Annotated in this window: 22 protein-coding genes and 2 pseudogenes; 13 read left to right on the top strand and 11 right to left on the bottom strand. The window is 35.0% G+C overall.

What is annotated here, in order from left to right:
• Nucleotides 1–13: 13 nt before the first annotated feature.
• The 8 genes and pseudogenes from AAGD90_RS06015 (at nucleotide 14) to AAGD90_RS05980 (ending at nucleotide 5,500) form a co-directional block, all read left to right on the top strand.
• Nucleotides 14–484, top strand: a complete 471-nt coding sequence (locus AAGD90_RS06015; RefSeq protein WP_341821822.1) for a hypothetical protein — start codon at nucleotides 14–16, stop codon at nucleotides 482–484.
• A gap of 122 nt (nucleotides 485–606) precedes the next feature.
• A protein-coding gene (locus tag AAGD90_RS06010; protein ID WP_156518142.1) for an IS630 family transposase occupies nucleotides 607–1,466 on the top strand; the annotation gives its coding sequence in 2 pieces (ribosomal slippage) (nucleotides 607–931 and nucleotides 931–1,466; 861 coding nt in all).
• Nucleotides 1,467–1,555: 89 nt separating this feature from the next.
• Nucleotides 1,556–2,143, top strand: a complete 588-nt coding sequence (locus AAGD90_RS06005; protein WP_006280292.1) for an L-threonylcarbamoyladenylate synthase — start codon at nucleotides 1,556–1,558, stop codon at nucleotides 2,141–2,143.
• Between the two features lie 17 nt (nucleotides 2,144–2,160).
• Complete coding sequence (locus tag AAGD90_RS06000) at nucleotides 2,161–2,982, top strand: AAA family ATPase (RefSeq protein WP_038199127.1); 822 nt, start codon at nucleotides 2,161–2,163, stop codon at nucleotides 2,980–2,982.
• Nucleotides 2,983–3,055: 73 nt separating this feature from the next.
• Nucleotides 3,056–3,685: pseudogene (locus AAGD90_RS05995) on the top strand (hypothetical protein); the annotation flags it as partial.
• 61 nt (nucleotides 3,686–3,746) lie between these two features.
• Nucleotides 3,747–4,579, top strand: a protein-coding gene (locus tag AAGD90_RS05990; RefSeq protein WP_341821644.1) for an IS5-like element ISWpi1 family transposase whose coding sequence is annotated in 2 segments (ribosomal slippage) — nucleotides 3,747–4,116 and nucleotides 4,116–4,579 — 834 coding nt in all. Because the reading frame shifts where the segments join, the coding sequence is not laid out codon by codon here.
• Nucleotides 4,572–4,769: a hypothetical protein gene (locus AAGD90_RS05985; protein WP_138264771.1), complete on the top strand. Its 198-nt coding sequence runs from the start codon at nucleotides 4,572–4,574 to the stop codon at nucleotides 4,767–4,769. Before AAGD90_RS05990 ends, AAGD90_RS05985 begins: the two co-directional genes overlap by 8 nt.
• A 68-nt stretch (nucleotides 4,770–4,837) precedes the next feature.
• On the top strand, nucleotides 4,838–5,500 hold the full coding sequence (locus AAGD90_RS05980) for a hypothetical protein (RefSeq protein WP_010082435.1): 663 nt from the start codon (nucleotides 4,838–4,840) through the stop codon (nucleotides 5,498–5,500).
• On the opposite strand, the gene AAGD90_RS05975 is transcribed toward AAGD90_RS05980, so the two are convergent.
• The 6 genes from AAGD90_RS05975 to AAGD90_RS05950 form a co-directional block, all read right to left on the bottom strand.
• Nucleotides 5,497–6,993, bottom strand: coding sequence for a proton-conducting transporter membrane subunit (locus AAGD90_RS05975; RefSeq protein WP_341822192.1), 1,497 nt, complete (start codon nucleotides 6,991–6,993; stop codon nucleotides 5,497–5,499). The two genes, AAGD90_RS05980 and AAGD90_RS05975, sit on opposite strands and share 4 nt — an antisense overlap.
• A gap of 114 nt (nucleotides 6,994–7,107) precedes the next feature.
• Complete coding sequence (locus tag AAGD90_RS05970) at nucleotides 7,108–7,293, bottom strand: hypothetical protein (protein WP_187470113.1); 186 nt, start codon at nucleotides 7,291–7,293, stop codon at nucleotides 7,108–7,110.
• Between the two features lie 80 nt (nucleotides 7,294–7,373).
• Complete coding sequence (locus tag AAGD90_RS05965) at nucleotides 7,374–7,751, bottom strand: holo-[acyl-carrier-protein] synthase (RefSeq protein ID WP_341820479.1); 378 nt, start codon at nucleotides 7,749–7,751, stop codon at nucleotides 7,374–7,376.
• Nucleotides 7,748–9,016, bottom strand: coding sequence for a proline--tRNA ligase (gene proS, locus AAGD90_RS05960; RefSeq protein WP_341821820.1), 1,269 nt, complete (start codon nucleotides 9,014–9,016; stop codon nucleotides 7,748–7,750). Before proS ends, AAGD90_RS05965 begins: the two co-directional genes overlap by 4 nt.
• A gap of 102 nt (nucleotides 9,017–9,118) precedes the next feature.
• On the bottom strand, nucleotides 9,119–10,813 hold the full coding sequence (locus tag AAGD90_RS05955) for a hypothetical protein (protein ID WP_341821819.1): 1,695 nt from the start codon (nucleotides 10,811–10,813) through the stop codon (nucleotides 9,119–9,121).
• Between the two features lie 452 nt (nucleotides 10,814–11,265).
• Nucleotides 11,266–11,400 (bottom strand): hypothetical protein, encoded by a 135-nt coding sequence (locus tag AAGD90_RS05950; RefSeq protein WP_010962846.1) that lies wholly within the window; start codon nucleotides 11,398–11,400, stop codon nucleotides 11,266–11,268.
• 211 nt (nucleotides 11,401–11,611) lie between these two features.
• Between AAGD90_RS05950 and AAGD90_RS05945 the strand changes: the two are divergent.
• The 3 genes and pseudogenes from AAGD90_RS05945 to AAGD90_RS05935 all read left to right on the top strand — a co-directional run bounded on the left by AAGD90_RS05945 (nucleotide 11,612) and on the right by AAGD90_RS05935 (nucleotide 14,598).
• Nucleotides 11,612–12,867 (top strand): annotated as a pseudogene (locus AAGD90_RS05945) (IS4 family transposase).
• 440 nt (nucleotides 12,868–13,307) lie between these two features.
• The gene (locus tag AAGD90_RS05940) at nucleotides 13,308–13,835 is read left to right on the top strand and encodes a c-type cytochrome (protein ID WP_010082469.1); all 528 of its coding nucleotides are present in this window, start codon (nucleotides 13,308–13,310) and stop codon (nucleotides 13,833–13,835) included.
• A 1-nt stretch (nucleotide 13,836) separates the two neighbouring features.
• Nucleotides 13,837–14,598: an alpha/beta hydrolase gene (locus AAGD90_RS05935; protein WP_012673268.1), complete on the top strand. Its 762-nt coding sequence runs from the start codon at nucleotides 13,837–13,839 to the stop codon at nucleotides 14,596–14,598.
• Nucleotides 14,599–14,773: 175 nt separating this feature from the next.
• Here AAGD90_RS05935 and trpS read toward each other — a convergent pair whose 3' ends face one another.
• The 5 genes from trpS to AAGD90_RS05910 all read right to left on the bottom strand — a co-directional run bounded on the left by trpS (nucleotide 14,774) and on the right by AAGD90_RS05910 (nucleotide 19,948).
• Nucleotides 14,774–15,772 carry a tryptophan--tRNA ligase gene (gene trpS, locus AAGD90_RS05930; RefSeq protein WP_006280207.1) on the bottom strand — a complete coding sequence of 333 codons (999 nt, stop codon included), beginning with the start codon at nucleotides 15,770–15,772 and terminating at the stop codon, nucleotides 14,774–14,776.
• Nucleotides 15,773–15,789: 17 nt separating this feature from the next.
• Entirely contained in the window at nucleotides 15,790–16,359 is a 570-nt protein-coding gene (locus AAGD90_RS05925) for a nucleotide exchange factor GrpE (protein WP_012673267.1), read from the bottom strand.
• 61 nt (nucleotides 16,360–16,420) lie between these two features.
• Nucleotides 16,421–17,407, bottom strand: a complete 987-nt coding sequence (locus AAGD90_RS05920) for a polyprenyl synthetase family protein (protein ID WP_341821818.1) — start codon at nucleotides 17,405–17,407, stop codon at nucleotides 16,421–16,423.
• A 10-nt stretch (nucleotides 17,408–17,417) separates the two neighbouring features.
• Nucleotides 17,418–17,738, bottom strand: coding sequence for a 30S ribosomal protein S16 (rpsP, locus tag AAGD90_RS05915; RefSeq protein ID WP_006279266.1), 321 nt, complete (start codon nucleotides 17,736–17,738; stop codon nucleotides 17,418–17,420).
• A gap of 401 nt (nucleotides 17,739–18,139) precedes the next feature.
• Entirely contained in the window at nucleotides 18,140–19,948 is a 1,809-nt protein-coding gene (locus tag AAGD90_RS05910) for a peptidylprolyl isomerase (protein ID WP_095742751.1), read from the bottom strand.
• A gap of 331 nt (nucleotides 19,949–20,279) precedes the next feature.
• On the opposite strand from AAGD90_RS05910, the gene AAGD90_RS05905 reads away from it, so the two are divergent.
• Nucleotides 20,280–20,882, top strand: coding sequence for a cell cycle transcriptional regulator TrcR (locus tag AAGD90_RS05905; RefSeq protein WP_010082495.1), 603 nt, complete (start codon nucleotides 20,280–20,282; stop codon nucleotides 20,880–20,882).
• Nucleotides 20,883–21,081: 199 nt separating this feature from the next.
• Nucleotides 21,082–22,485, top strand: coding sequence for a transcription termination factor Rho (rho, locus tag AAGD90_RS05900; RefSeq protein ID WP_341821817.1), 1,404 nt, complete (start codon nucleotides 21,082–21,084; stop codon nucleotides 22,483–22,485).
• Nucleotides 22,486–22,517 lie beyond the last annotated feature (32 nt).

The following is a 22,517-nucleotide window of genomic DNA, read 5'->3' as shown; positions in this document are numbered from 1 at the left end:
TTTGGAGATTTTTATGGCAGAAAACAACGACAATAATTCATTTACTAAGCGTTTCACAAACAGGACTCCTGGCGGTACAGGGGAAGGTTTTTCCAGTAAGTATTCGTCTCAAAACACCAAAGAACGGGCATTAGGGGAAAAAGGAAAAATTTCTGAATTAGCAGGCAAAAAAACCGAATCCAAGGAAGCTTTTTCTGAAAGTGGCGGCATAAAAAGTAAAAGCAGAACTGTCAATGAAAGATCTTTTGCTGATGCAACAAAAAGAAGTAGGTCAGATCTTATATACTTAGTCCGTGGTAAAGATCGTGGAAAATCAGCGTGGCATTATGTATTAGTTGATAAAGAGAAAAGAGGAATGTTTCTAGCAAAAAGCAGAACTGGCTCTATAGATGTTGGAGACTATGGAGAGATTTTGTATTCAGGATGGGGAGAGGATCCACCACAGGCAATAATTGATAAAGTCAATGAAGAGTTTGGGTTGTAGCAAATCTGCATAACAAATGGTAAGCTGCGTTGCATTACGTTTACAAAAACTAGCAGTTATAGCTCTTTCCACAGAAGTCCGGATATGATAAGATTAAGGATAGATGGCGATAAGGAGGTTGGATGCCGGCAGCATATAGTTATGATTTAAGAAAAAAAGCAATGGAAGCACTAGACGAAGGGGAAAGCAGAGAAGCAGTGGCAGCAAGATTTAAAATTGGACGAACTACTTTGTGGGAGTGGCAGCAAAGAAAAAAAGAAACAGGCGACTTTCAGTCAAAAAAACTCGGTAATGGAGGTTACAATCAGAAAATTATCGACTGGAATAAGTTTATCGAATTTGCTAAAAAACACGGTAGAAAAACTCTGTCGGAAATGGCTAAACTTTGGGGCAACGTTAGTATCCAAACGATCCACCGAGCTCTCAGAAAAATTGGATTTACGCGCAAAAAAAGACATATGGATACAAGGAAAGGAACGAAGAAAAACGTGCTGAATTCTTAAAAATTATAGCAACAAAAGAACCAGAAAACTTAGTGTATATAGATGAGTCTGGGATTGATAACACGGAGGACTATCCATATGGGTATTGCCAGAAAGGACAGCGATTTTATGCCCTAAAATCTGGAAAAAAAACTCAACGAATCAGCATGGTTGCAGCCTTAAGTAGAAGAAAGATAGTTGCTCCATTAACATTTGAAGGCCACTGTAATATGGATATTTTTAATGGATGGTTTGAGCAATTTTTGGCACCGATCTTAGAACCTGGACAAACTGTCATTCTTGATAATGCTACTTTTCATAAGTCTGATAAGCTTATCAAGCTCGCTAAAGGAGTCGGTGCAGAAATTTTGTATCTGCCGCCTTATTCTCCAGATTTTAACAAAATTGAGCATCATTGGTTTGCTATAAAAAACAGAGCCAGGAAAAACATTCCTCTATTCGAATCCTTTCGTCGTGCTGTTGATTCTGCCTTCCTATGACCTATTCGGACTATTATGAGAAATGCTATACTATATAAGATACAGTGCAACAAAACTGATCTAGTTGTTATGAATAAGTTTTTAGCTATATGGTATCTAAAATAATAAATGCAATACAGAACAATTTATTAGTGTGTTTTCCAACAGAAACAGTGTATGCTCTTGCTTGTAATGCACTAGATAATGAATCTATAGGAAAAATATATCAGATAAAGAAACGCTCTCAAAATAAACCACTGTCTATATTTGTTAGTGATATTTACAATTTGACAAAAATAGCAAAGGTAAAGGAAAGATATATTGATTTAATAAACCACTTTTCTCCTGGACCAATTACCTATATTTTACCACTTAAAAACAACAACATATTGCCAAACGAATTCTTTAAAGATAGTATAGGTATCAGAATTCCTGAGCATCCTATTGCAATTTCAATACTAAACAAACTGAAAGTTCCAATAGTTGCAACTAGTACAAATATTTCAGGAAAAGAAAGTGTATGTAAGGCAAACGATATACCACAATCCATTAAGCAACATTTATCTGTAGTGATTGAAGATGACGAACTAGTTTCTGGTATAGAATCTACTATTATTGACTTAACCGAAGATAAGATTAAGGTTTTAAGGGAAGGTGCAATTTCATTACAAACAGTAAACAACGCATTTTCAAACTAAAATCTATAGGAGAAAGAATGAAAAAAGTAATAGGCCACAACCAAGCCAAAAAAAAAATAATGAACAACTTATCTGTTCAGTCTTGGCTGATCTGTGGTAAAAAAGGTATAGGAAAAGCAACACTTGCAAAATCCTTCTCTAATTGGTTACTCATAAAAAACTATAATGAAGTAGCATTGGACTTACACATTGTTGAAGGTGATACTATCGGAATAGAAAAAGTCAGAGAAATGAAAAACTTTCTACACTTAAGTCCCATTCAATCAGAACACAAAATAGCTATAATAGATAGCTTAGAGGCAATGACTAATAACGCTAAAAACGCAATATTGAAAATATTAGAAGAGCCGCCAAAAAATTCTAAGATATTTATAATTAGCCATAAGCCATATGATATACAAACCACTATCCGGTGTAGGTGCTTTCAGCTAAATTTACTCCCATTAACTTATGATGAAACAAAGCAAGTTGCTTCATCTCAATGTAAATTTGATAATCAAACGTTTGACGAAATGATTACTTTATTTCCTGGAATGCCAGGAATGATAATAAATACAATAAGTAGTGATGCTTATGAAGCATACAAATGCTTTTATAAATTTCTTCATGATTTAAAGAATCCCAATATGATTAATAAAGTAATTAATAGCGAAATCGAACTAGAACTAGCATCATATATAATTCAGGCCTTCATTTTAGAAAGCATAAAGAGAGAAGTAAATGGTGTTGAAATTCTGCTAAGTCAGTGGAAAAAAATAGATGAACTTTTCGTTGCCGCAAAGCAACTCCACTTAGATAAAAAGCATGTTTTAGCTAATGTAGTTAATATCATGACATAAGTTTACAAAGTATAATACTTTTAACATAAATTCATGATAAAATTCTGTTAATTTAATACTCGAAGTATATAATTTGACTGATAATAAATTAACTGTATGGCAATCAATAGAAGTTTTGACGAAAGCCATATTGAACATGCAGAAAAAATTAAGCTTAATTAAGAATATAGCTTCAGATCAAGACATAACCCTAGAAAAAGGAAAGGAGTTGTTAAGTGGCATTTATGAAGCAAATTTTAAGCTAAACAAGACAATCAATATAGCTACTTTGCCAAAAATTGGCTATCATATGCTAAATGGTGAGCTTGTTGTACGTAATCATATTACGGAAGAGGAAGTAAAGATTCCTGGAGATTTTCATTACCTTAAAGTCGTAAAATCCTATCATGATAATTATAAATTAACGTTTTGTAATTTTTTAGGTAATGAGTTTTTTGAATATAAAAAGTATGATCCACAATATTCTGGTATTTCAGATGAATATAAATTTGTGGATTTTGGTAGTGTAAAAAAGACTCATAATCTAAAATTTAAGGAATACATTGGTCATGCACCTAAATTTTTTGCTGCAGAAGGGCCTATTGAGCCTGGATCCCAAAACCATGTAATTGATCTATTTGAGCTAGTCAAAAGTGGTAAAGGTAGAAAAGTGGGAACCTTTGCTGATGAATTTGGTTATTTTGATGATCAAAATAAATTACATTAGAGGTTGTCCGGAAACAAGTAAAAGGCTATAATATCTGAAATTTTAGTACGGGGTAAAGATGAGAAAAAAGTATCCAACAGATCTAAGCGAAAGGGAATGGGCAAGAATAGAAAAACACTTCAGAGTATCATACAAGAAAGGAGGAAGGCCGCAAAAGTATAGCAAAAAAGAAATATTAGAAGCAATTTTCTATGTATTGCGTACAGGGTGTCAATGGCGGTATTTACCAAATGATTTTCCGCTATGGAAGACTGTGTATGAGCAGTTCAGGCAATGGAAGAAGCAGGGAATTTTTGAGAAAATGAATTATGAAATTACAAAATATAGTAGAAGAAAAATAGGAAGGAATGAGCAGCCGAGTGCCTGTATAGTAGATAGTCAATCTGTAAAGACTACAGAAAAGGGGGGATCAAAGGCTATGATGGAAGTAAAAAAGTAAAGGGTAGAAAAAGGCATATAATTACAGACACTCAGGGTTTTATACTAGGTTGTTACGTAGGCGCTGCTAACGAAAATGATAGAGATGGTATTAAAATAGCATTAAACAATATGAGAACAAAATATACTAAAGTTAAAAAAATGTGGGCTGACATGGGATACCAAGGAAGAAATTTAAAGAATCACATAAAGGAAGAATATGACATAGATATTGAAATTGTTAAAAGGCCTCCATGTAGATTTTGGGTGCACAAAGATACGCCACCTGAGCTACTACCAACAAGAGAACAAGGGTTTAAAGTACAGCCAAGAAGATGGGTTGTAGAAAGGACTTTTGCTTGGGTTAATAGGAATAGAAGGCTATCGAAGGAGTATGATTTACTCACAACATCCACTGAGAATTTCATATACCTAGCTATGAGTAGGGTTATGTTAAAGAGGGAATATGCTTGAATTTACTAGTTTCCGGACAACCTCTTATTATAATTATCACAAAAGTGTAGAAAGTAATACTTATGATCCTGAAAATTTCAGTGTAAAAATGATAAATATAGATGTGAGCAAAATCGATAAATTCTACCTCATTGCAGAACAAGGTGATATAATCATTCATCCTATTTGGGAAAATTTAGACATATTTTAAAGTTTTTTTTAGAGTATCTAAGCTTATTGTTATTATAATGATCCGATTAGGTCTGGTAGTATTGTGTTATGGAAGATAAATTGCTTGAATCAGTAAAAAACAAAAGTTATTTCAGTAAAGCAGTCGAATGGTACTGCCATAGGTATCTGTTTTGTGTAGCAGAAAGATCTTGGATGGCATTAATAGTATCGCTTCTCCTAGTATGCTTATGTTTATTAACATTAAACATATACCTGTTATTTCCTATTAAAAAAGATTTAAATTTTGTGAAGTATATGAACCACACAGAAGATGAGTTCTCTGCAATGCATAAGCTTAGTTTCAGTAAAAAGGAAGATGAATACACTTCCACAGCGAGGTACTTAATAAGTAAATACATTGAAATATACGAGTCCATTAAGATCGTTGAACCGAAGTACCAAGAAAATTTTATAAGAAACAATTCTATACATAAAATCTATCAAGGCTTTCAGGAAAAAACGAATAATGAAGCTGGTAATTTGTCTTTATCTAAAAGAAAAATCGCCAACATAAATGTAATAACATTATCTATTGATCGATCGACCAAGGACTTAGTTACATTTGCTGGAAATGCTACTGTAGTTTTTACAACCGAGCAAAATAAGGAGGATACTGTGGAGATTAGCTTCACTTTGTCGAATATAAAAGCAACTCTGGCTGGTATAATACCATTTAAATTTATTGTTAATGGTTATAAATACAGATTTTAAAATATTACTTGGTAGCTAAAAAAAATAACCAAAGTGCACATAGCAGTAATAACTGGAGGTAAAACTAGAAGAATTGGTGTTTTCTTAATAAAGTAATTCTGAGAAGGTTTTAAGAAAAAGGCGTTGTAAATTATCGGTAAAAAGTACAGAGCGTTGAGTATAGTACTAACAATTAACACTAGAGTTACAAACACAGAAAGTATTACATTGCCAGAGTTGAAAACAGCTTGAAAAATGAGAAATTTACCCCAAAAAGTCGGAGCAGGCGGCACCCCTATCATAGACAATGCACCTATAGCAAATGCTGTCATGCTAATTGGCATACTGCGTCCTATACCGTAAATCTTATCTATATATTTCTCACCTGCTCTCGTTATTATTGCTCCGGCAACGAAAAACAAAGTGATTTTTGCAAATGCGTGGCAAACTAATTGAAAAATTGCAACCCTCATGCTGAGATCACTAAAAATTGAAGCGAATAATATAATATACGACAATTGAGAGATGGTAGAGTAAGCAAGCAATTTCTTTAATTCTTTTTGCTTTAGTGCAATCAATGATGCAGTAATAATAGTAAATCCAGCAGCGTACGGAAGCCACCCTCCAGCAAACCAATTTTGCTGCACAAAACGTTGCATATTATCGACGCCGAAAGTGTATAATATAACTTTTATGATGATGAAAACTCCGGATTTCACAACAGCAACAGCGTGCAGTAGTGCACTCACAGGAGTTGGTGCAACCATTGCTTTTGGTAACCAAAAATGCATTGGCATTAATGCAGCTTTTCCTATTCCGTAAATCAGCATAGCAAAACACACTGCAATGAAAGTGATGGGTGAAGTATCAAATTTGAATATTCCACCGCTTACAAAGTCTAAAGTATGAAATTCATGATATAAAAGGCCTATTGCAGGAAAAAATAATACCAAAGAAGAGAAAAATAGCACGCCAAAGTAATAGCGTCCTGCAATCATTGATTCATTTGTTGAGTTGTAAGTAACCAGAGGGTATGTACTAATAGTTAGAAGCTCATAAAAGACAAATGTAGTGAGCAAGTCTCCAGAAAAAGCAATAAACATTGCACAGCCAATCGATATTGAAAAAAAGCATAGAAAACTTGAGTGATTGCTATCAGCATAGTTATTCTGCATATAACATATTGCATATATACTGGTCAGCACCCATAAAAACGATATTAATAAACTGAATATTACTCCGGTAGACTCTAGCTTTAAACTAATGTGCAAATTATTACCAAAATCCATGAGAATAAATTGAGAATGATCACCATATACCCAATATAAAGTGCACAGACACGTATACGTAAACAGAAGTACAGAAGAAGTGACAGTAATACTATTGTTCACTCCGGGCCATTTACCAGTAAAAAAAATAACTAACGCACTTAAAAGTGGAATCAACGCAGTAATTAATAAATAATTCTCAGTAATTGAAAATGGTAAGGAAAGAGACGTTAAAACACAGTCCATTAAATAATTCATCTTTTTGTTTAGGTAAAGCTAGAATTATACTAAAATCATAGAAAAACCGCTATGTTTTTTTGGCAAACTAGTCGTTTGTGTATGCTATAGCTATACTGCGATTCATTCCACAACTGTACGAACATTTGTTTTTGTTAAACACAACAAAGATGTCATCCCAGTGCCCTGACTACTTGGATCCAGGAAAGTTTGCTTGTGAGCAAGCAAACTAGCATAGAAAAACGTTTTCGATGAGATTGCAGAAAACCAGTGTCTGGGCACTGGGATGACAAAGGAGGACAGTGTCAAGCACTGACCATTTGCTGTGCAGTTTACCTTTAAAAATGAATGTTCATACAGTAAGCCATAAGATGACAAAAGAGTAAACTTTATCTGTGTGAGCTATAGACGCAAATTACAACAAATGCAGTAGCGTAATCTCCATCGTCACTTAAAGAAAGATGAATTTTGGAGATAAAATCCTTGCTAACGGTAAGATATGGCTTGCCTCTCACATCATTGTATATTTCTATATCTTTCATTGTAATGCCCTGACTAAATCCAGTACCTCGTGCTTTAACAAAAGCTTCTTTTGCTGCAAAGCGTTTAGCAAAATACCTTGCTCGCATTTCTTGACTATTATACTTTCTACTTAGCTCTATTTCCTTTTCAGTGTAGATTCTATTGAGAAATTTTTCCCCGTATTTTTGTAATATTCTCAATACTCTTGGTATATATACTATGTCAGTGCCGATACCGTGTATCATTTTGTGCTAAAGTGATTTATTGCTTCTTCAATCTGCATTTCCTTTACCTCTCCAGTTGCTCTATTTTTTACTTCAACTATCTTTTCATCTATTGCCTTTTTTCCGACAATTATTTGCCACGGCAAGCCTATCAGATCCATTCTAGAAAATTTTACTCCTACACTTCCTTCCGTATCATCGTAAAGCACTTCATCGCTCTTCAAAGCTTTGTATATTTTATCTGCAGCCTCCGTTACTTTCGTTTGTAAATTGATTAAACCAATTCTGAAAGGAGCCACCGATTCTGGCCAGATAATTCCCTTATCATCATGAAAAGCTTCTATTATTGCACCAACAAGCCTTGAAACCCCAATGCCATAAGAACCCATATGTATATTGACATTTTTTCCATCTTGAGAAGTAACACTTGCCTTCATAGGCTTTGAGTATTTGTCGCCAAAATAAAAAATATGCCCTATTTCAATACCTTTACTAACATTTAACTGCTCTTGTGATATAGGGCAAGTCTCAGGATCATGCATATCATCTGCAACTGCGTATATACTCTTTAAACTTTCAATATTTTCACTCTCTAGTAGTTCAGAAAATTTGTTGTCGTAATATAAAGTGCTTTCACCAGTGTTTGCCAATATATGAAACTCGTGGCTCAAATTTCCTCCAATTGGCCCCGTATCAGCTCTCACTCCAATTGGGGTAAGTCCCATGCGTTTGAAGATTTTTATGTAAGTTTTGTACATCAAATTATATGAATTCAGTGCACCTTCGTAATCTACATCAAAACTGTACGCATCCTTCATCAAAAATTCCCTGCCCCTCATAACACCATAACGTGGTCTTACCTCATCACGAAACTTCCATTGAATTTGGTATAAACAAAGTGGCAAATCTTTGTAACTTTTTACCACATCTCTAATTAAATCAGTTGCTACCTCCTCGTACGTTGGACCAAAAAGCATATCTTCCTCATGCCTATCCTTTATACGCAACATTTCCTTACCGTAATCATCATAACGTCCCGATTCTCGCCAAAGATTTGCTGGTTGGACACAAGGCATCAACACTTCAATTGCACCAGATTTATTCACTTCATCTCTGATAATGTTTTCAATATTTTTAAGCACTAAGAGACCAAGTGGTAACCAAGAATAGATGCCAGATGCTACCTGTTTTACTAAACCTGCACGTAAAGAATATTGATGGGAGATAATTTTAGCATGAGCAGGCTTTTCCTTTAAAGTTGGTAAGTAATACTTGGATAAACGCATATAATAGATCTGATTGTATTAAGTAATCTTAATACAATCAGACCTGTAGGTAAACTTATTTTGAAAAGGAAGGGAAGTGCATGGCTGACCATTTCATAGTTATCATAGTCTTTGTACAACATTTTCCTTTTGGCATCGCAACGCTTCTCCACCAAACTTTTTTATGTGATTCTTAACAGAAAGAGTAGATGGATCTTTCATCTCACTGCTTACTGGACTCTCTTCTTTTACAGGAGGAGCTTCAGGTTTCGTTTGTAAACCAGCAGGCTTAGGCGTTATCGGTGGCTTCCCTGCCTCTGGTGCAGGATGTGACGGAGATGTGGGTTCAGGTTTTGCATCATCACCAGATACATGCCCACTGTCAGGACTCTTGTTTCTTTCTTTATGGAACGATTGGGGGTTTGAAGGCATAGATTTTTTCCTGTGTTTTGTCAGCATCTTTTGTTTCGGTCCTACTTCTTCCTGTTCGCCTTCATCAGACCAACCTGACCCTCTACTAGAACTCTCACTTTCACTATCTGAGCATTCCATGGCTACTCTCCTTGCAAGAATAACAGCTATATTACACTCTGTTTTTGGAGTACTCTTCTCAGGGCTTTGTTGATTTTTATTAACTGATTTCAATTTAAAACCTCCTATTATTTCTGCAAGTAAAGCATTTCTTAAATCTGTTTGCTCACCTTCACTATTCTTTTCTCGTTTTTCCCTATTTTGTTTTAATTTTTCATCGCGTGCTTTTTTCTGTTCTTTGCTCATAACTGGCTTACCGCCAGCTTTTTTTATACTATTAAGTAAATCATTACTACCCTGTTGAGTTGATGAATTTTGAGGAGGAGGTGGTGGAGGTACTGCACCACTTGTTTGATTCAATTGCTCAGGAGTTGGCATAGGAGGAGGTGGTGGAGGTACTGCACCACTTGTTTGATTCAATTGCTCAGGAGTTGGCATAGGAGGAGGTGGTGGAGGTACTGCACCACTTGTTTGATTCAATTGCTCAGGAGTTGGCATAGGAGGAGGTGGTGGAGGTACTGCACCACTTGTTTGATTCAATTGCTCAGGAGTTGGCATAGGAGGAGGTGGTGGAGGTACTGCACCACTTGTTTGATTCAATTGCTCAGGAGTTGGCATAGGAGGAGGTGGTGGAGGTACTGCACCACTTGTTTGATTCAATTGCTCAGGAGTTGGCATAGGAGGAGGTGGTGGAGGTACTGCACCACTTGTTTGATTCAATTGCTCAGGAGTTGGCATAGGAGGAGGTGGTGGAGGTACTGCACCACTTGTTTGATTCAATTGCTCAGGAGTTGGCATAGGAGGAGGTGGTGGTGATGCACAGCTTGATAGAGGAGGAGGCGGCGGCTGTAGCATATTGGCACTTGGATTTGGTTGTGTTCCAAACGTTACTGGAGGTGATTGAGGAGTAGGTACATTTGATTTATTCTCCAGATTAGTACAATTTTTACACACAAATTTTTGTGGTTCTTGAGATGGAGTATGGCCGAATTCCTGTCCATTAAGACCTGCTTCTTTCTTATTATCATCTCTAGAAATAGCCAGTTTAACAAGATATGTCACTGAAATAAGTGCAACAACCGCAGAAACAGCAAAGATTGCTAAAGGAACTGCTGCAATGGCACCAGAACCAGACACTGCTATAATAACATAAGGAAGATATTGACCAGCTGTAAAACTAAATACAGATAATAATGAAACAGAAATTAAAGGTTTCCATATAGTCCCCTTAGTTTTAGTAAGCTCCTGACTATCTTTTAGCAATGAAGAATTATTGGATGTCACCATTTCTTTGCCTCACTTGTTAACGATAATTTAATAATAACCCAATTAATAATTTCTGTCAATAATGAATTATGAAAAATAAAGTCAAAATTTGAATAGATAAGCTATAAGTAATATACGATCAGCAATAGCTATACAATAGACTTCTTGTATAACCCACACTAAGTAGAAAAAAGGTGTCATCCAAGTAGCTGACACTGCTCTCCTTTGTCATTCCAGTGCTTGACACTGGTTTCCATCCAAAATGGTGTCATTCCAGTGCTTGACACTGGAATGACACCGAAGGGGCTACTGCCGTCTTGGATGGAAACCAGTGTCAGAACTAGTTAACCATGGGGCTTCTTTTGCCTTTTTTTCCATTTGGTAAATTTCTTAAATATTTATGGCTAACATGAAGCTAAGTACGAACTTTGTTAAACATAACAAATGGTGCCATTCCAGTGCTCCTTTTTTTGTCATCCCAGTGCTTGACACTGGGATCCAGTTTTCCATATAATCTCATCGAAAATGTTGTAACCACTTTCTGTGCTAGTTTGCTTGCTTACAAGCAAACTTTCCTGGATCCCAGTGTCTGGGCACTGGGATGACATCATAGGGACACTGGGATTACACCCTGACAATCGTCATCCAGCTACTTGTTAGCGGCTAAGAGATACCGCGAATGAATCGCGGTATGACGGTTCGTGGCGGCATGACGATAACCTCGTCACACTGCCATTAAGTTAAGGAAAAAAGATAGATTTTATGGGATAATGATGTATACCAATAAGTTTAAAGGTAGTATGAGTAAAAAAGGCAGTAATAAAATTTATTCAAAATGAATTGGCAAGTCTAGAATTTATAGAATCCCATAAATCATCTTCAAAAGATTTTATGAGAAAGAGGAAGTTATCTTTTATTGACATATTTATCTTAATTTTAAGAAAAAGTGTAAAGTCGCTGCAAGTAATACTAAACGAATTTATTTTATATAGGAAAAAAGACTATACCGTTACTGCTAGTGCTTTTAGTCAAGCAAGAAAAAAAATGAAACACAGTGCATTTTCAGAAATTAACGAAGGTGTGGTTTCCTTGTACTACCAAGACCAAAAATTTAAAACTTGTTTTGGCTTTAGAGTGTTAGCTCTTGATGCCTCCAAAATCATTTTACCAACAAGCGTTGAAATAAAAAATGAATTTGGCTCAAGAAAAATACGTAACCAAAAACCAAAAGATTTAGGTGATTATGCAAGTGCAACCTTTGCGGTTTGTTAAGATGTGCTAAATAATGTTGCCATAAGGTCAGTGTTAGATAGAGGTAACACTCATGAAATTAACTTAGCAGATGAAATGCTTAAAGTTGTAAATACTAATGACTTACTGATTTGTATATTTATCTTATAAATTTCTTTCTAGCCTTACAAAAAGAAAAATTGCTTATGTCATTCGATGTCCCAGATCATCTTTTAATGAAGTGAATGCTATGTTTGAAGAAAAAAGCCCATCTAGTGTTGAGGTTACCATATGTGCTCAGCGTAAGATAAAACAAGAAAATAGTGGAATAACGCTTCAAAGTGGTACTGCCATCTGGTGAAATTGAAGTGTTAGCTACATCATTAATGGATGAACAAAAGTTTCAAACTGGAGGATTTAAGGAGTTATATTTTTTACGCTGGGGAGTTGAGACATTTTTTGCAAAACTCAAAGGAAGACTAAGTCTAGAAAATTTTACAGGAAAAAGTGTTGAGTCTGTTAAACAGGATTTTTGGTCAGCTATCTTTATTAGCAACCTAGAAAGTGTTATGACAGAAGATGTAGAAGAAGCGTTGAATATGGACTTAACCGATGATAAGCTTAAGAGGAGCATTAACAAATCTGTCTCATTTAACGCGATCAAAAACTTGGCTTTCGACATTTTTGCTACGGAATCAGATACTGACTGCATTATGGATCAATTATCAAAGCTATTTTTGATGAACACTTTGGCGGTAAGAAAGGGAAGGAAAGTTGATCGTCATAAGGTACTTTATCTTCGTTCGTTCAATTACCAAAAAAGGGTTAGAAAACACATATTTTGACTAGAGGTAGTATTCATATCTTCTGATAATAACTGGGTAGCTTATTGCCATAGCTCCTGTAAAATGACTTCTAAACAAACTATTTCTTAAGTAATTTACACTTCAGAGTTTATCTGCTTTAAAGTTTACTCTATTCTGTTTCAGTATTTGTCATAAATCCTTAATTATTTCTGACTTTTTAGTTCAGTTTTTAACCATTCTTTCCTTAACTTAATGGCAGTGAACCTCGTCATCCCGCTACTTGTTAGCGGGATCTCTTGTTAGCGGCTGAGATACCGCGAATGAATCGCGGTATGACGGTTCGCGGCGGTATGGACGTAGGAAAACCTTTCTTGGGTCAGCTATAGAGACTCTCATCTTTAGCGAGCTTCAAGGTAATTGGTTGCTATTTGCGAAAATATTCGCATAATTTAAGTAACATTACTTAATAAAAATTAACTATGGAGCTTAATAAGATTGCAGCATCGATTTTACTTTCTGGGCTAATCATTATGATAGTTAGTAATGTAGTTGATATGCTTTACAGTCCAGAAGAATATAAGATTGAACACCAAACGATAGTAGCTGCTGGCAGCAATGAGTTCCAGCAAAAAATCGAGCAAGTGGCGCTTGATATTGGAGCGCTCATGCAGAATGCTAGCTTTGAGAAAGGTAAATCAGCAGCAAAAAAATGTATAGCCTGCCATAGTTTTGAGAAAGGTGGAATGAATAAAGTAGGACCAAACTTATGGAACATAGTTGGAAATAAAAAGGCCCATCTTGGTAACTCATTCAATTACTCAAAAGCAGTGCTTGAAAGAGGTGGAAAATGGGGGTATGAGGAGCTATTTGCCTTTTTAAAGAACCCAAAAGCCTATATAAAAGGTACACGTATGGCATTTGCAGGTATTTCCAATCCACAAGAAATTGCAGATCTAGTTAGTTATTTGCATCAATTGAGTGATAGCCCGGTTGCTTTGCCAAAGTAGTATGGATTATTGTAAATTGTTTGATGGAAATAATGGTCACATAGCATATCGAAAGCTACAAGGAAAGAAAGCTTCTGTAGTTTTTTTCGGTGGATTTGCATCCAATATGGATGGAACTAAAGCAACTGCTATTTACAAATTTTGCCAAGAAAATGACGTAGCACTTGTGCTATTTGATTATTTTGGTCACGGTCATTCAAGTGGTAATTTTATTGATTACACGATAAGTGATTGGCAAAAAAATTGTGCTAAAGTAATGAGTGAATTAACTAGCGATAAACAAATAATTATAGGTTCAAGTATGGGAGGATGGCTGATGTTGCTCACTGCCCTTCAATTTCCAGAAAAAATTGCAGCACTAATTGGTATATCGTCTGCTCCCGATTTTACTGAAGATTTGATATTCAAGCAATTGTCAGGCAAGCAAAAAGAAGAACTAGATTCTAAAGGTGTAATAGATTTTACTTCAGAGCATTGTACATACAAAATAACTAAAAATTTGATCGAAGATGGCAGAAAGAACCTTCTTTTAAACAAAAAGACAATAGATATAAACTGTCCTGTGCGCTTGCTGCATAGCATTAATGATAAAGATGTTCCTTATCAAACTTCATTGAATTTAGCTGAAAAAATTAAGTCAACCGATGTTGAAGTACACTTAATAAAATCAGCAGAGCACAATATGTCTGACAATCATTCACTGGAAGTTTTATTTAAGACCATTAGAGAATTTTGTAACCAGACTGCATTCTGTGATTTTTAGCAAAACACGATTTTTCATTTGAGCTTTCTTCAACTTAAAATAAATACAGAAAATTGCTGCCTATAGCTAAACTGACTTAGATTTACCGACAATTTGAAAAACCGTCATCTCGCTACGTGTTAGCGGCTGAGATACCGCGGCGGTATGACGGTTCGCACCATCACACTTTGGAACCTTACAGATATTGAGCAAATCCAATAATATCCTTGATTTCTTTTATATTATGGGTTGCAATTTCTGCTGCTTTCTTTGTGCCTTTTTTTAATATTTCATGTAAATGGAATTGGTCTTTTAAAAGATCATTCATTTTCTCACGTATGGGTGATATAACACTGATAATTAAATCAGCTAACTCTTTTTTGAAGTGCTTCATGTCATGTTTGTTCACTTCTTCACATACTTTTTCTGCATTTACATTACTAAGCACTGAATAAATGTTTATCAAATTGCTTATTTCTGGTCGGCACTTTAAAGTAGCAAAGCCTAGAATTGAATCTGTTTTTGCTTTTTCTATTTTTTTGACAATTAAGTCATCCGTATCATCAAGGTTAATGCACGAATGTTCTGAAGGATCAGATTTACTCATCTTGCTTGTGCCATCCCTTAAGCTCATTATCCTTGATGTGCAATCCAAAGTTAAGATTTCAGGTACGATGAAATAATCCAGCTTATAATGATTGTTAAAAGCTGATGCAATATCACGTGCAAGCTCCAAATGCTGTTTTTGATCATCACCAACAGGAACGTATTTAGTTTGATACAACAATATATCTGCAGCCATAAGTACTGGATAACTATATAATCCAAGAGAGGCTTTTTGTTTATCGCTGCCAGCTTTATCTTTAAATTGAGTCATGCGATTAAGCCAACCAATTGGTGTATAGCATCCAAGCAGCCAGCCCAGTTCTGCATGACCACTAACTGTGGACTGACTAAAAATAATGGACTTTTCTGTATCTATTCCGCATGCAATATAAGCTGCTGCTGTTTTGAAAATATTACTTTTTAATTCACTTGCGGGAAGCTTATTTGCTGTGATTGCGTGTAGGTCGACAATACAAAAAAGAGATTTGTATTTATCCTGTAAGTCTATCCACTGTTTGATTGCACCAAGATAATTACCTAAATGTAATACGCCACTTGGCTGGATACCTGAAAAGACAATACTTGTCATTATACATTTACCTCATGCTAATCGCTTCCACAATCAGCAGATTTCTTAGAAAGAATAACCATTGCAGGACGGAGCAACCTATTTTTGATAGTATAACCAGTTTGTAGTACTTCTACAATGGTGCCAGGCTTTTTTTCATTGTCTTCTCTTTCCACAACAGCTTGGTGTAAATTACTATCAAAAAGCTCACCAAGTGGATCTACTTCCTCTATTCCATGTTTTTTTAGATCATTTATAATTTTTTGATAAGCTACTTTAATCCCCTCATGAACAGGATCACCGTCTTTCAAAATTTCCATTACTCTTTTTAAATTGTCGCACGAGTCGATCATATCACGTGCAAGTTTTGTGACTGCGTAGTCACTTGCATCGCTAATTTGCTTTTGCATTATACGTTTGACGTTTTCATTATCTGCAACAGCACGGCGTAAATGATCTTCAAGCTGAACTGCACGTTCTTTTAATGTATTGAGATCTTCATTTAAATCATCAGTTTGCTTATGGTTATCACTTTGTTGGTCGTCACCTTTCTGCCTACTTACCATATCAGCAAACTTCTTCTTTTTCTCCTTACTGCTATCTGACATATCATTACCCTTAAGAATCTAATAAATATATAACAATTAATCTGAAAATATCAAGCGCCAGCTACATTCGTCTTTCTATGCTCGCATTTAAAAAGTTAATTAAAGTAGTTTTATAAAAAGAATCAGAAAAAGTACTAATATCATTTTGTGCCATATTAATGTAGTGTCTAGCTTTTTCCATAGAAAGCTGAATGGCATTATGGTGATTAATATAGTGTAATGCTTGGTCAAAATTGTTTCTAGCTGAAGAAAAGCATTTTTCCCAGAATTTTTGCTCTGCTGGACTGCCCTTTTCGTATGCTATAATAGCAGGTAAGGTGACTTTACCTTCGAAAAAGTCTTTTCCGACTTGCTTTCCAGAAGTGCCTTGATTAGCAGTATAATCGAGCATATCATCAACTATTTGAAATGCCATACCAAAATTAAAACCAAAATTCTTTAGCCTCTCTGTTTCGTCATTTGTTGCACCAGATACTGTTGATGCAGCTTCACAGCATGCAGAAAATAAAGATGCTGTCTTTTCTCCAATGATATCAAAATAATTTTCCCTGACTGTGTGGGGGTCAAAGCGTGCTGTCATCTGCTTTATTTCACCCTTCACAAGTAAATGCGATGCTTTAGATAAAATAGAGAGAATATTTAAATTTCCACACTCTATAAGCCATCTAAATGCTAGAGTCAACAATAGATCACCAACTAAAATGCTTGATTTATTTCCCCAAATCTTATTCGCTGTTTTAACTCCATGGCGTGCCTCACTTTCATCGAGCACATCATCATGAAGTAAAGTAGCATTGTGTATAAACTCTACCGATGCAGCAACGTTGATCCTATTCTCCCCAGAATAGTTTAGCATTTTACATATAATAAAAACTAGTTTAGGCCTTATTTTTTTTCCACCTGACCTAACAAGATGAGATATAATATCAGTAGCAAGCTTAGCATCTTCATCATTGACATTTTTGAAGACAAAGTCATTCATAGCTGACAAATCAGAAGATACAATATCGTCTAATTTATCGCTGTTTGTTAAATCAGTATTTAGCATTTTAAGAGACTTATGCCTCTTGCCCTTGTGCTTTCTCGTTCTCTACTTTCTTCTTTTCTGTTTTCTTTGGTTCTGTTTCTAAAGTTACTATGCCTTTTTTGATAAACCACAGTACTCTTTCAGTTGCCTGCGCGCCTACACTTAGCCAATGTTTTAATCTATCAGCTTTCACCACAACACGATTTTTATTGTCTTTTGGTAACATTGGATCATATTGTCCTATTTTCTCAATAAAACGCCCATCTCTTGGTGCTCGTGAATCAGCTACAACTATCCTATAAAAAGGGCGTTTCTTTGCGCCAAACCTCGCCAACCTTATTTTAACTGCCATGTTAACCTTTATTCATATATTAGCCACAATTTTATACAATGAGCCGTTTTAAGTCAAATGAATTATACAGCTTTTGCACCTTATAATATAATTACCAATAATGTAGGGCAGTGCCGGGCGCACAGCTATACGAACATTCATTTTTGAAGGTAAATTGCACAGCAAATGGTGTCATTCCAGTGCTTGATACTGGAATCCAGCCTTTTTTTAATCATTAAAACGTTGTATTTTAACATAAAACGGCTACTTTTATGCTTACCAACTTAATAAAATTCCTGGATCCCAGTGTCTGGGCACTGGGATGACATCCTTTCTAGTGAAGATTGCTCTCAAATCGCAATGTTCGTACAGTTGTGTGTCTGGGCACTGGATGCGTTTGAAGCAGCTTATAAGATTTTTGATTATATATCATCAAGTATAGCGTGATTAACTTCGACTTTATACTTTGATTCCAGATAGCTAATTAATTGCTCTTTTAGCGATATCATCACACGTTTTCCGGTGTCAAGCGTGTTTAATTTGCCATTTGATGAATGCATTTCTTTTAGAACACCTATTATAATTTCATTATTGTATTGAATAGGATCTGTCACTGAACCAGTTGTTTTCATATTGAAAATCTCTTCTACAAAAGAAAAGGGGTAGTTTTGTTGATCCACTTTATTGCGGTGCATCTGCTGACCTTTAACTAATTCCACACCTTGAATTTCTTCCAAATCTGTTTTTTCTCTTAGTTGAACTGCAACCTCTTGCCCGAATTTAAACATTCTTTCTTTTATAAACTCACTACGCCAAAGCTCTACCGCTAATGCCTTGCCTTCTTCAAAACTTTGCAATTTGGGTGGAAAGATATCGACGATTTTTACACTAACAACGGCGTCCCCAACGCCCTTAAAATAACCTTTCTGATCCTTTTCTCGCGAAAAAATGAAAGAAATCAAATCACCAGAATCTCCTACGTTATTACCGCTTTGATCTTTTCCACTCGCATCTACTGGACCAATAGTTTGTATAGGTAAATTATATTCACTCAATATTTCTTCAATTTCTGAACCATTGTATATCTTATAGTTCACTTGGTTTATGAAATCATTGACTCTTTCAAAAGACTTTTGGTTAGTTAGAACTGACTTTATGTCTTTTTTTAAATCAACTAAGTCTTCATCAGAGATTTGATGCGCACTTTCCACTTTTACTATGTGCCAACCAAAACTGCTTGCTAAAACTTCACTTACTTCACCTACTTTAAGAGCAAATACCTTCTCTCTCACGTCTTCTGGTAAAAAATCCTTAGTTATATTATTTACTCTAGTTTCCTCAAGTTTTGCTTTGCCAAACTCTTCTACTATCTGTTCAAAGCTTGTTTTACCCTCCTCAAATGCTCTTCTTGCTGTCTCAGCTTCTTCTTTGGTAGAAAATATTGCATTGAATATATCTCTTTGATTTTTAAGTTCTTGTTGTTCTATTATACCATCAACTTCTTCATCTGAGATCTTGATTTGATCTTCAAAATACTTTTGGCCTAGGGAAATATATTGCGCAGTTCGATACTCAGGATAATAAAAATGGGATTTATTTCTTTCGTACAAATCAAGTAAGGCTTGATCATCTGGTTCAGGAATGTTTGTAACTGCATCTTCAGTTATTTTAACAATATCAACTACTCTAGTTTGGTAGCGACTTTTGTATATCTGCTCATCAATTTTCTCGCCAAAAGTTACTGGATAATTATCTTTAAATAATGAAGTCATGAACATCATTGCAGGCAGGACTTTCTCTAGCTTTGCTATATACTCTTTCTCTGTCATATGCAGGTCATTTAGCGTTTCATAGAATTTATTTTTGTCAAATTCACCTTTATCATTTTGAAAGTATTTGGTGTTTTTAATATGGTTTTTTATAGATTCTTCTCCAACTGTCAACCCCAGCTCACTAGTTAGGTTAAACAATAGTTTTTGCTCTATAAGTGCGTTAAGCAAATCATATTTCAGCTTTTTTACTTGTTCTCTACTCGCATCAGATCCAGAAATTTGTTTTCCATAATTTTGATATAGCGACTTATACTCATCTGACGTTATAACTTCTTTTCCAACCCTAGCTACCTCTTCTTTTTCATCATCACCTGATAAAAGGTTGCCAATTCCCATGAAGATTAACAAGCAAGCTAAAAGGACAACGGTTACTTTAGTGAAAAAATTTTTAACATTCATTTTAAACCCAGTTAATTAATGATTAATTATAGAATAGTGATAATTTAATGCTTGTAAACCTGTTGCTTTATTAGCTAATATATATAATATTACAATATATTAACTTAAAATTTAACTCTCTAATCTTAAATAGGAACATATGTTTAACTGAGTTATACTATACCTTAGGAAGGGGAAATATTTTGTTTGAAATATGCTTAAAGGTAAGCGCATTTAATTAACTTAAGAGGTGGGAAGTGACAAACAAAAAGTTATTGAATGACAAAATTAATGCTTTTTTAGTTTTAATAGTTTATATTTTAGCTCTGTATAACAGTAAGGGATACTTTAAATGGGAGATGCTTTTTTGATGTCAATGGAATCTTCTAAGGGCAATAACGATAGAAATAAACAGTTTCTAGTGCAAATAGCTGCTTGGTTAGTAGACAACACTGGTTTAACTTTTAATCAAATAGCACAATGTTGCAGATTGGCCCTTGAAGAAGTACAAGACATAGCTGATGAGGAAATAGAAGTAGAAAAATATAACCCTATTATTTCTGGAATAATTACTGAAAAAGAAATCGATGATTGCAAAAAAAATCCAAATCGTGTACCAAATTTGATTATAAAAAATATAAAAAAAAGGAGTAAAGCGATTGGTAGCATTCTTGGCTTTGCCTCTACGGCAAGACGTAGAGATAAACCTGATGCGATTTATTATTTAGTAAAAAAATTTCCTATCTTGGACAATAACGTTATAGCTAAATTAATTAGTACAACAAATTACACAGTTGAGCAGGTAAGAGATGGATCTCATCATAACATGCAAAATATAAAACCCCAAGATCCTGTACTACTCGGCTTATGTAGTCAAGAAAATTTAGAAGCAGAAGTGGAAAAAGCAAAAGTAGAAGAGGAGAAGCAAGAAAGGTTAAAAAAATATAAAGAATAGCTATTGAAAATCCTCAAATTTTTGTGTTTTGTTAACATTAAATTAACTTGACTTGCTAGTGTTTATTAGTATAATGTAAGTAAAGTACGGGGTTTAATGATAATTAAGCTTAATACGCACTGAAACTAACTCAGCCTAATTTATTATCTTATAGTCACATTTTAGGTTAGTAAGCATCAATTAAAATTTTTGGAGGATTATGACAACAATCAATGAAGATGTTTTGGCAAAAGGAAAGGTTACAGCTCAACCTGAAAAAAGTGAGCAAATTTACAATAACGATACAGTAAAACAGATGGTCAATGAAGGTACTGAGAAAAACAGAAAAACATTAGATCTGAGCGAATTAAAAGAGAAAACAGCAGAAGAATTGTTAGAGTTAGCTGAAGAAAGAAAAATTTCAACTAACGGTAAAAGCAATGGTAGAATGCTAAAGCAGGAAATAATATTCAGCTTAATGAAAAAAATGAGTGAAGAAGGAGGCATAACCACAGGGAGTGGAATAGTGGAAATATTGCCTGATGGTTTTGGTTTCTTACGTTCAGCAAGTGCAAATTATGCCCCAAGTACCGATGATGTTTATATTTCTAACGGGCAAATAAAGAAGTTTAATTTACGTACAGGAGATATGGCATATGGAGAAATAAGGCCACCTGGTGATAAAGAGAGATATTTTACTTTAACTAAGGTTCAAAGTATAAACTCTACTGAAGTAAGTGAATTAAGAAAGTACGTCCATTTTGATAATTTGCTTCCTCTTTATCCTGAGGAAAGAATAGTACTTGAGTGTAATAATGGTGATGATAAAAAAGGCTTAAGCATGCGTGCTATAGATATAGTAGCTCCTCTTGGAAAAGGGCAAAGAGCGTTAGTAGTTGCTCCACCTCGCACAGGAAAAACTGTATTGCTTCAGCAAATGGCTAACTCTATAGCTATAAATCACCCTGAAGTAGAATTAATAGTGTTACTTATAGATGAAAGACCTGAAGAAGTAACAGATATGATACGTTCTGTAAAAGGTGAGGTAGTAAGTTCTACATTCGATGAGCCTGCTTACCGTCACGTACAGCTTGCTGAAATAGTAATAGAAAAAGCTAAAAGAATGGTTGAGCATAAAAAAGATGTGGTAATTCTACTTGACAATATTACTAGACTTGCACGTGCTTATAATGCGGTTATTCCTTCGTCTGGGAAAGTTCTAACTGGTGGTGTAGATTCAAACGCACTGCAGAGACCAAAACGCTTTTTTGGAGCAGCTCGTAATATTGAGAATGGGGGTTCTTTAACTATAATCGCCACAGCTCTTATAGAGACTGGTTCAAAAATGGATGAAGTTATTTTTGAAGAGTTTAAAGGTACAGGAAATGCTGAGATCATACTTGATAGAAAACTTTCTGATAAACGTATATTTCCAGCTATTGATATTACAAAATCCGGAACAAGGAAGGAAGAGCTATTAGTTGATAAGGCTATACTAAATAAAATATGGGTGGTGCGTAGGATACTCAATCCTATGGGACCCGTTGAAGCAATGGAATTTTTACGTGACAAACTACTTTTAACAAAGAGCAATGCTGACTTTTTTAACTCCATGAATCACTAAAAGTAAGCCAGTTATGATGGATATGCTGAGCA

Origin of the sequence: Wolbachia endosymbiont (group A) of Ischnus inquisitorius, from assembly GCF_964026985.1 — a bacterium.
Taxonomy (GTDB): Bacteria; Pseudomonadota; Alphaproteobacteria; order Rickettsiales; family Anaplasmataceae; genus Wolbachia; species Wolbachia pipientis.
This window is presented reverse-complemented; position numbering and strand designations above follow the sequence as displayed.

Coding starts and splice junctions, on each gene's coding strand:
- AAGD90_RS05975 (WP_341822192.1), bottom strand. CDS start 6,993: ATGGACTGTGTTTTAACGTCTCTTTCCTTACCATTTTCAATTACTGAG.
- AAGD90_RS05950 (WP_010962846.1), bottom strand. CDS start 11,400: ATGTCATCCCAGTGCCCAGACACTGGGATCCAGGAAAGTTTGCTTGTA.
- AAGD90_RS05980 (WP_010082435.1), top strand. CDS start 4,838: ATGGAAGATAAATTGCTTGAATCAGTAAAAAACAAAAGTTATTTCAGT.
- AAGD90_RS06015 (WP_341821822.1), top strand. CDS start 14: ATGGCAGAAAACAACGACAATAATTCATTTACTAAGCGTTTCACAAAC.
- AAGD90_RS06005 (WP_006280292.1), top strand. CDS start 1,556: ATGGTATCTAAAATAATAAATGCAATACAGAACAATTTATTAGTGTGT.
- rho (WP_341821817.1), top strand. CDS start 21,082: ATGACAACAATCAATGAAGATGTTTTGGCAAAAGGAAAGGTTACAGCT.
- AAGD90_RS05920 (WP_341821818.1), bottom strand. CDS start 17,407: ATGCTAAATACTGATTTAACAAACAGCGATAAATTAGACGATATTGTA.
- AAGD90_RS05940 (WP_010082469.1), top strand. CDS start 13,308: ATGGAGCTTAATAAGATTGCAGCATCGATTTTACTTTCTGGGCTAATC.
- AAGD90_RS05910 (WP_095742751.1), bottom strand. CDS start 19,948: ATGAATGTTAAAAATTTTTTCACTAAAGTAACCGTTGTCCTTTTAGCT.
- AAGD90_RS05985 (WP_138264771.1), top strand. CDS start 4,572: ATGCTTGAATTTACTAGTTTCCGGACAACCTCTTATTATAATTATCAC.
- AAGD90_RS05905 (WP_010082495.1), top strand. CDS start 20,280: ATGGGAGATGCTTTTTTGATGTCAATGGAATCTTCTAAGGGCAATAAC.
- proS (WP_341821820.1), bottom strand. CDS start 9,016: ATGCGTTTATCCAAGTATTACTTACCAACTTTAAAGGAAAAGCCTGCT.
- AAGD90_RS05955 (WP_341821819.1), bottom strand. CDS start 10,813: ATGGTGACATCCAATAATTCTTCATTGCTAAAAGATAGTCAGGAGCTT.
- AAGD90_RS06000 (WP_038199127.1), top strand. CDS start 2,161: ATGAAAAAAGTAATAGGCCACAACCAAGCCAAAAAAAAAATAATGAAC.
- AAGD90_RS05965 (WP_341820479.1), bottom strand. CDS start 7,751: ATGATACACGGTATCGGCACTGACATAGTATATATACCAAGAGTATTG.
- AAGD90_RS05925 (WP_012673267.1), bottom strand. CDS start 16,359: ATGTCAGATAGCAGTAAGGAGAAAAAGAAGAAGTTTGCTGATATGGTA.
- rpsP (WP_006279266.1), bottom strand. CDS start 17,738: ATGGCAGTTAAAATAAGGTTGGCGAGGTTTGGCGCAAAGAAACGCCCT.
- trpS (WP_006280207.1), bottom strand. CDS start 15,772: ATGACAAGTATTGTCTTTTCAGGTATCCAGCCAAGTGGCGTATTACAT.
- AAGD90_RS05935 (WP_012673268.1), top strand. CDS start 13,837: ATGGATTATTGTAAATTGTTTGATGGAAATAATGGTCACATAGCATAT.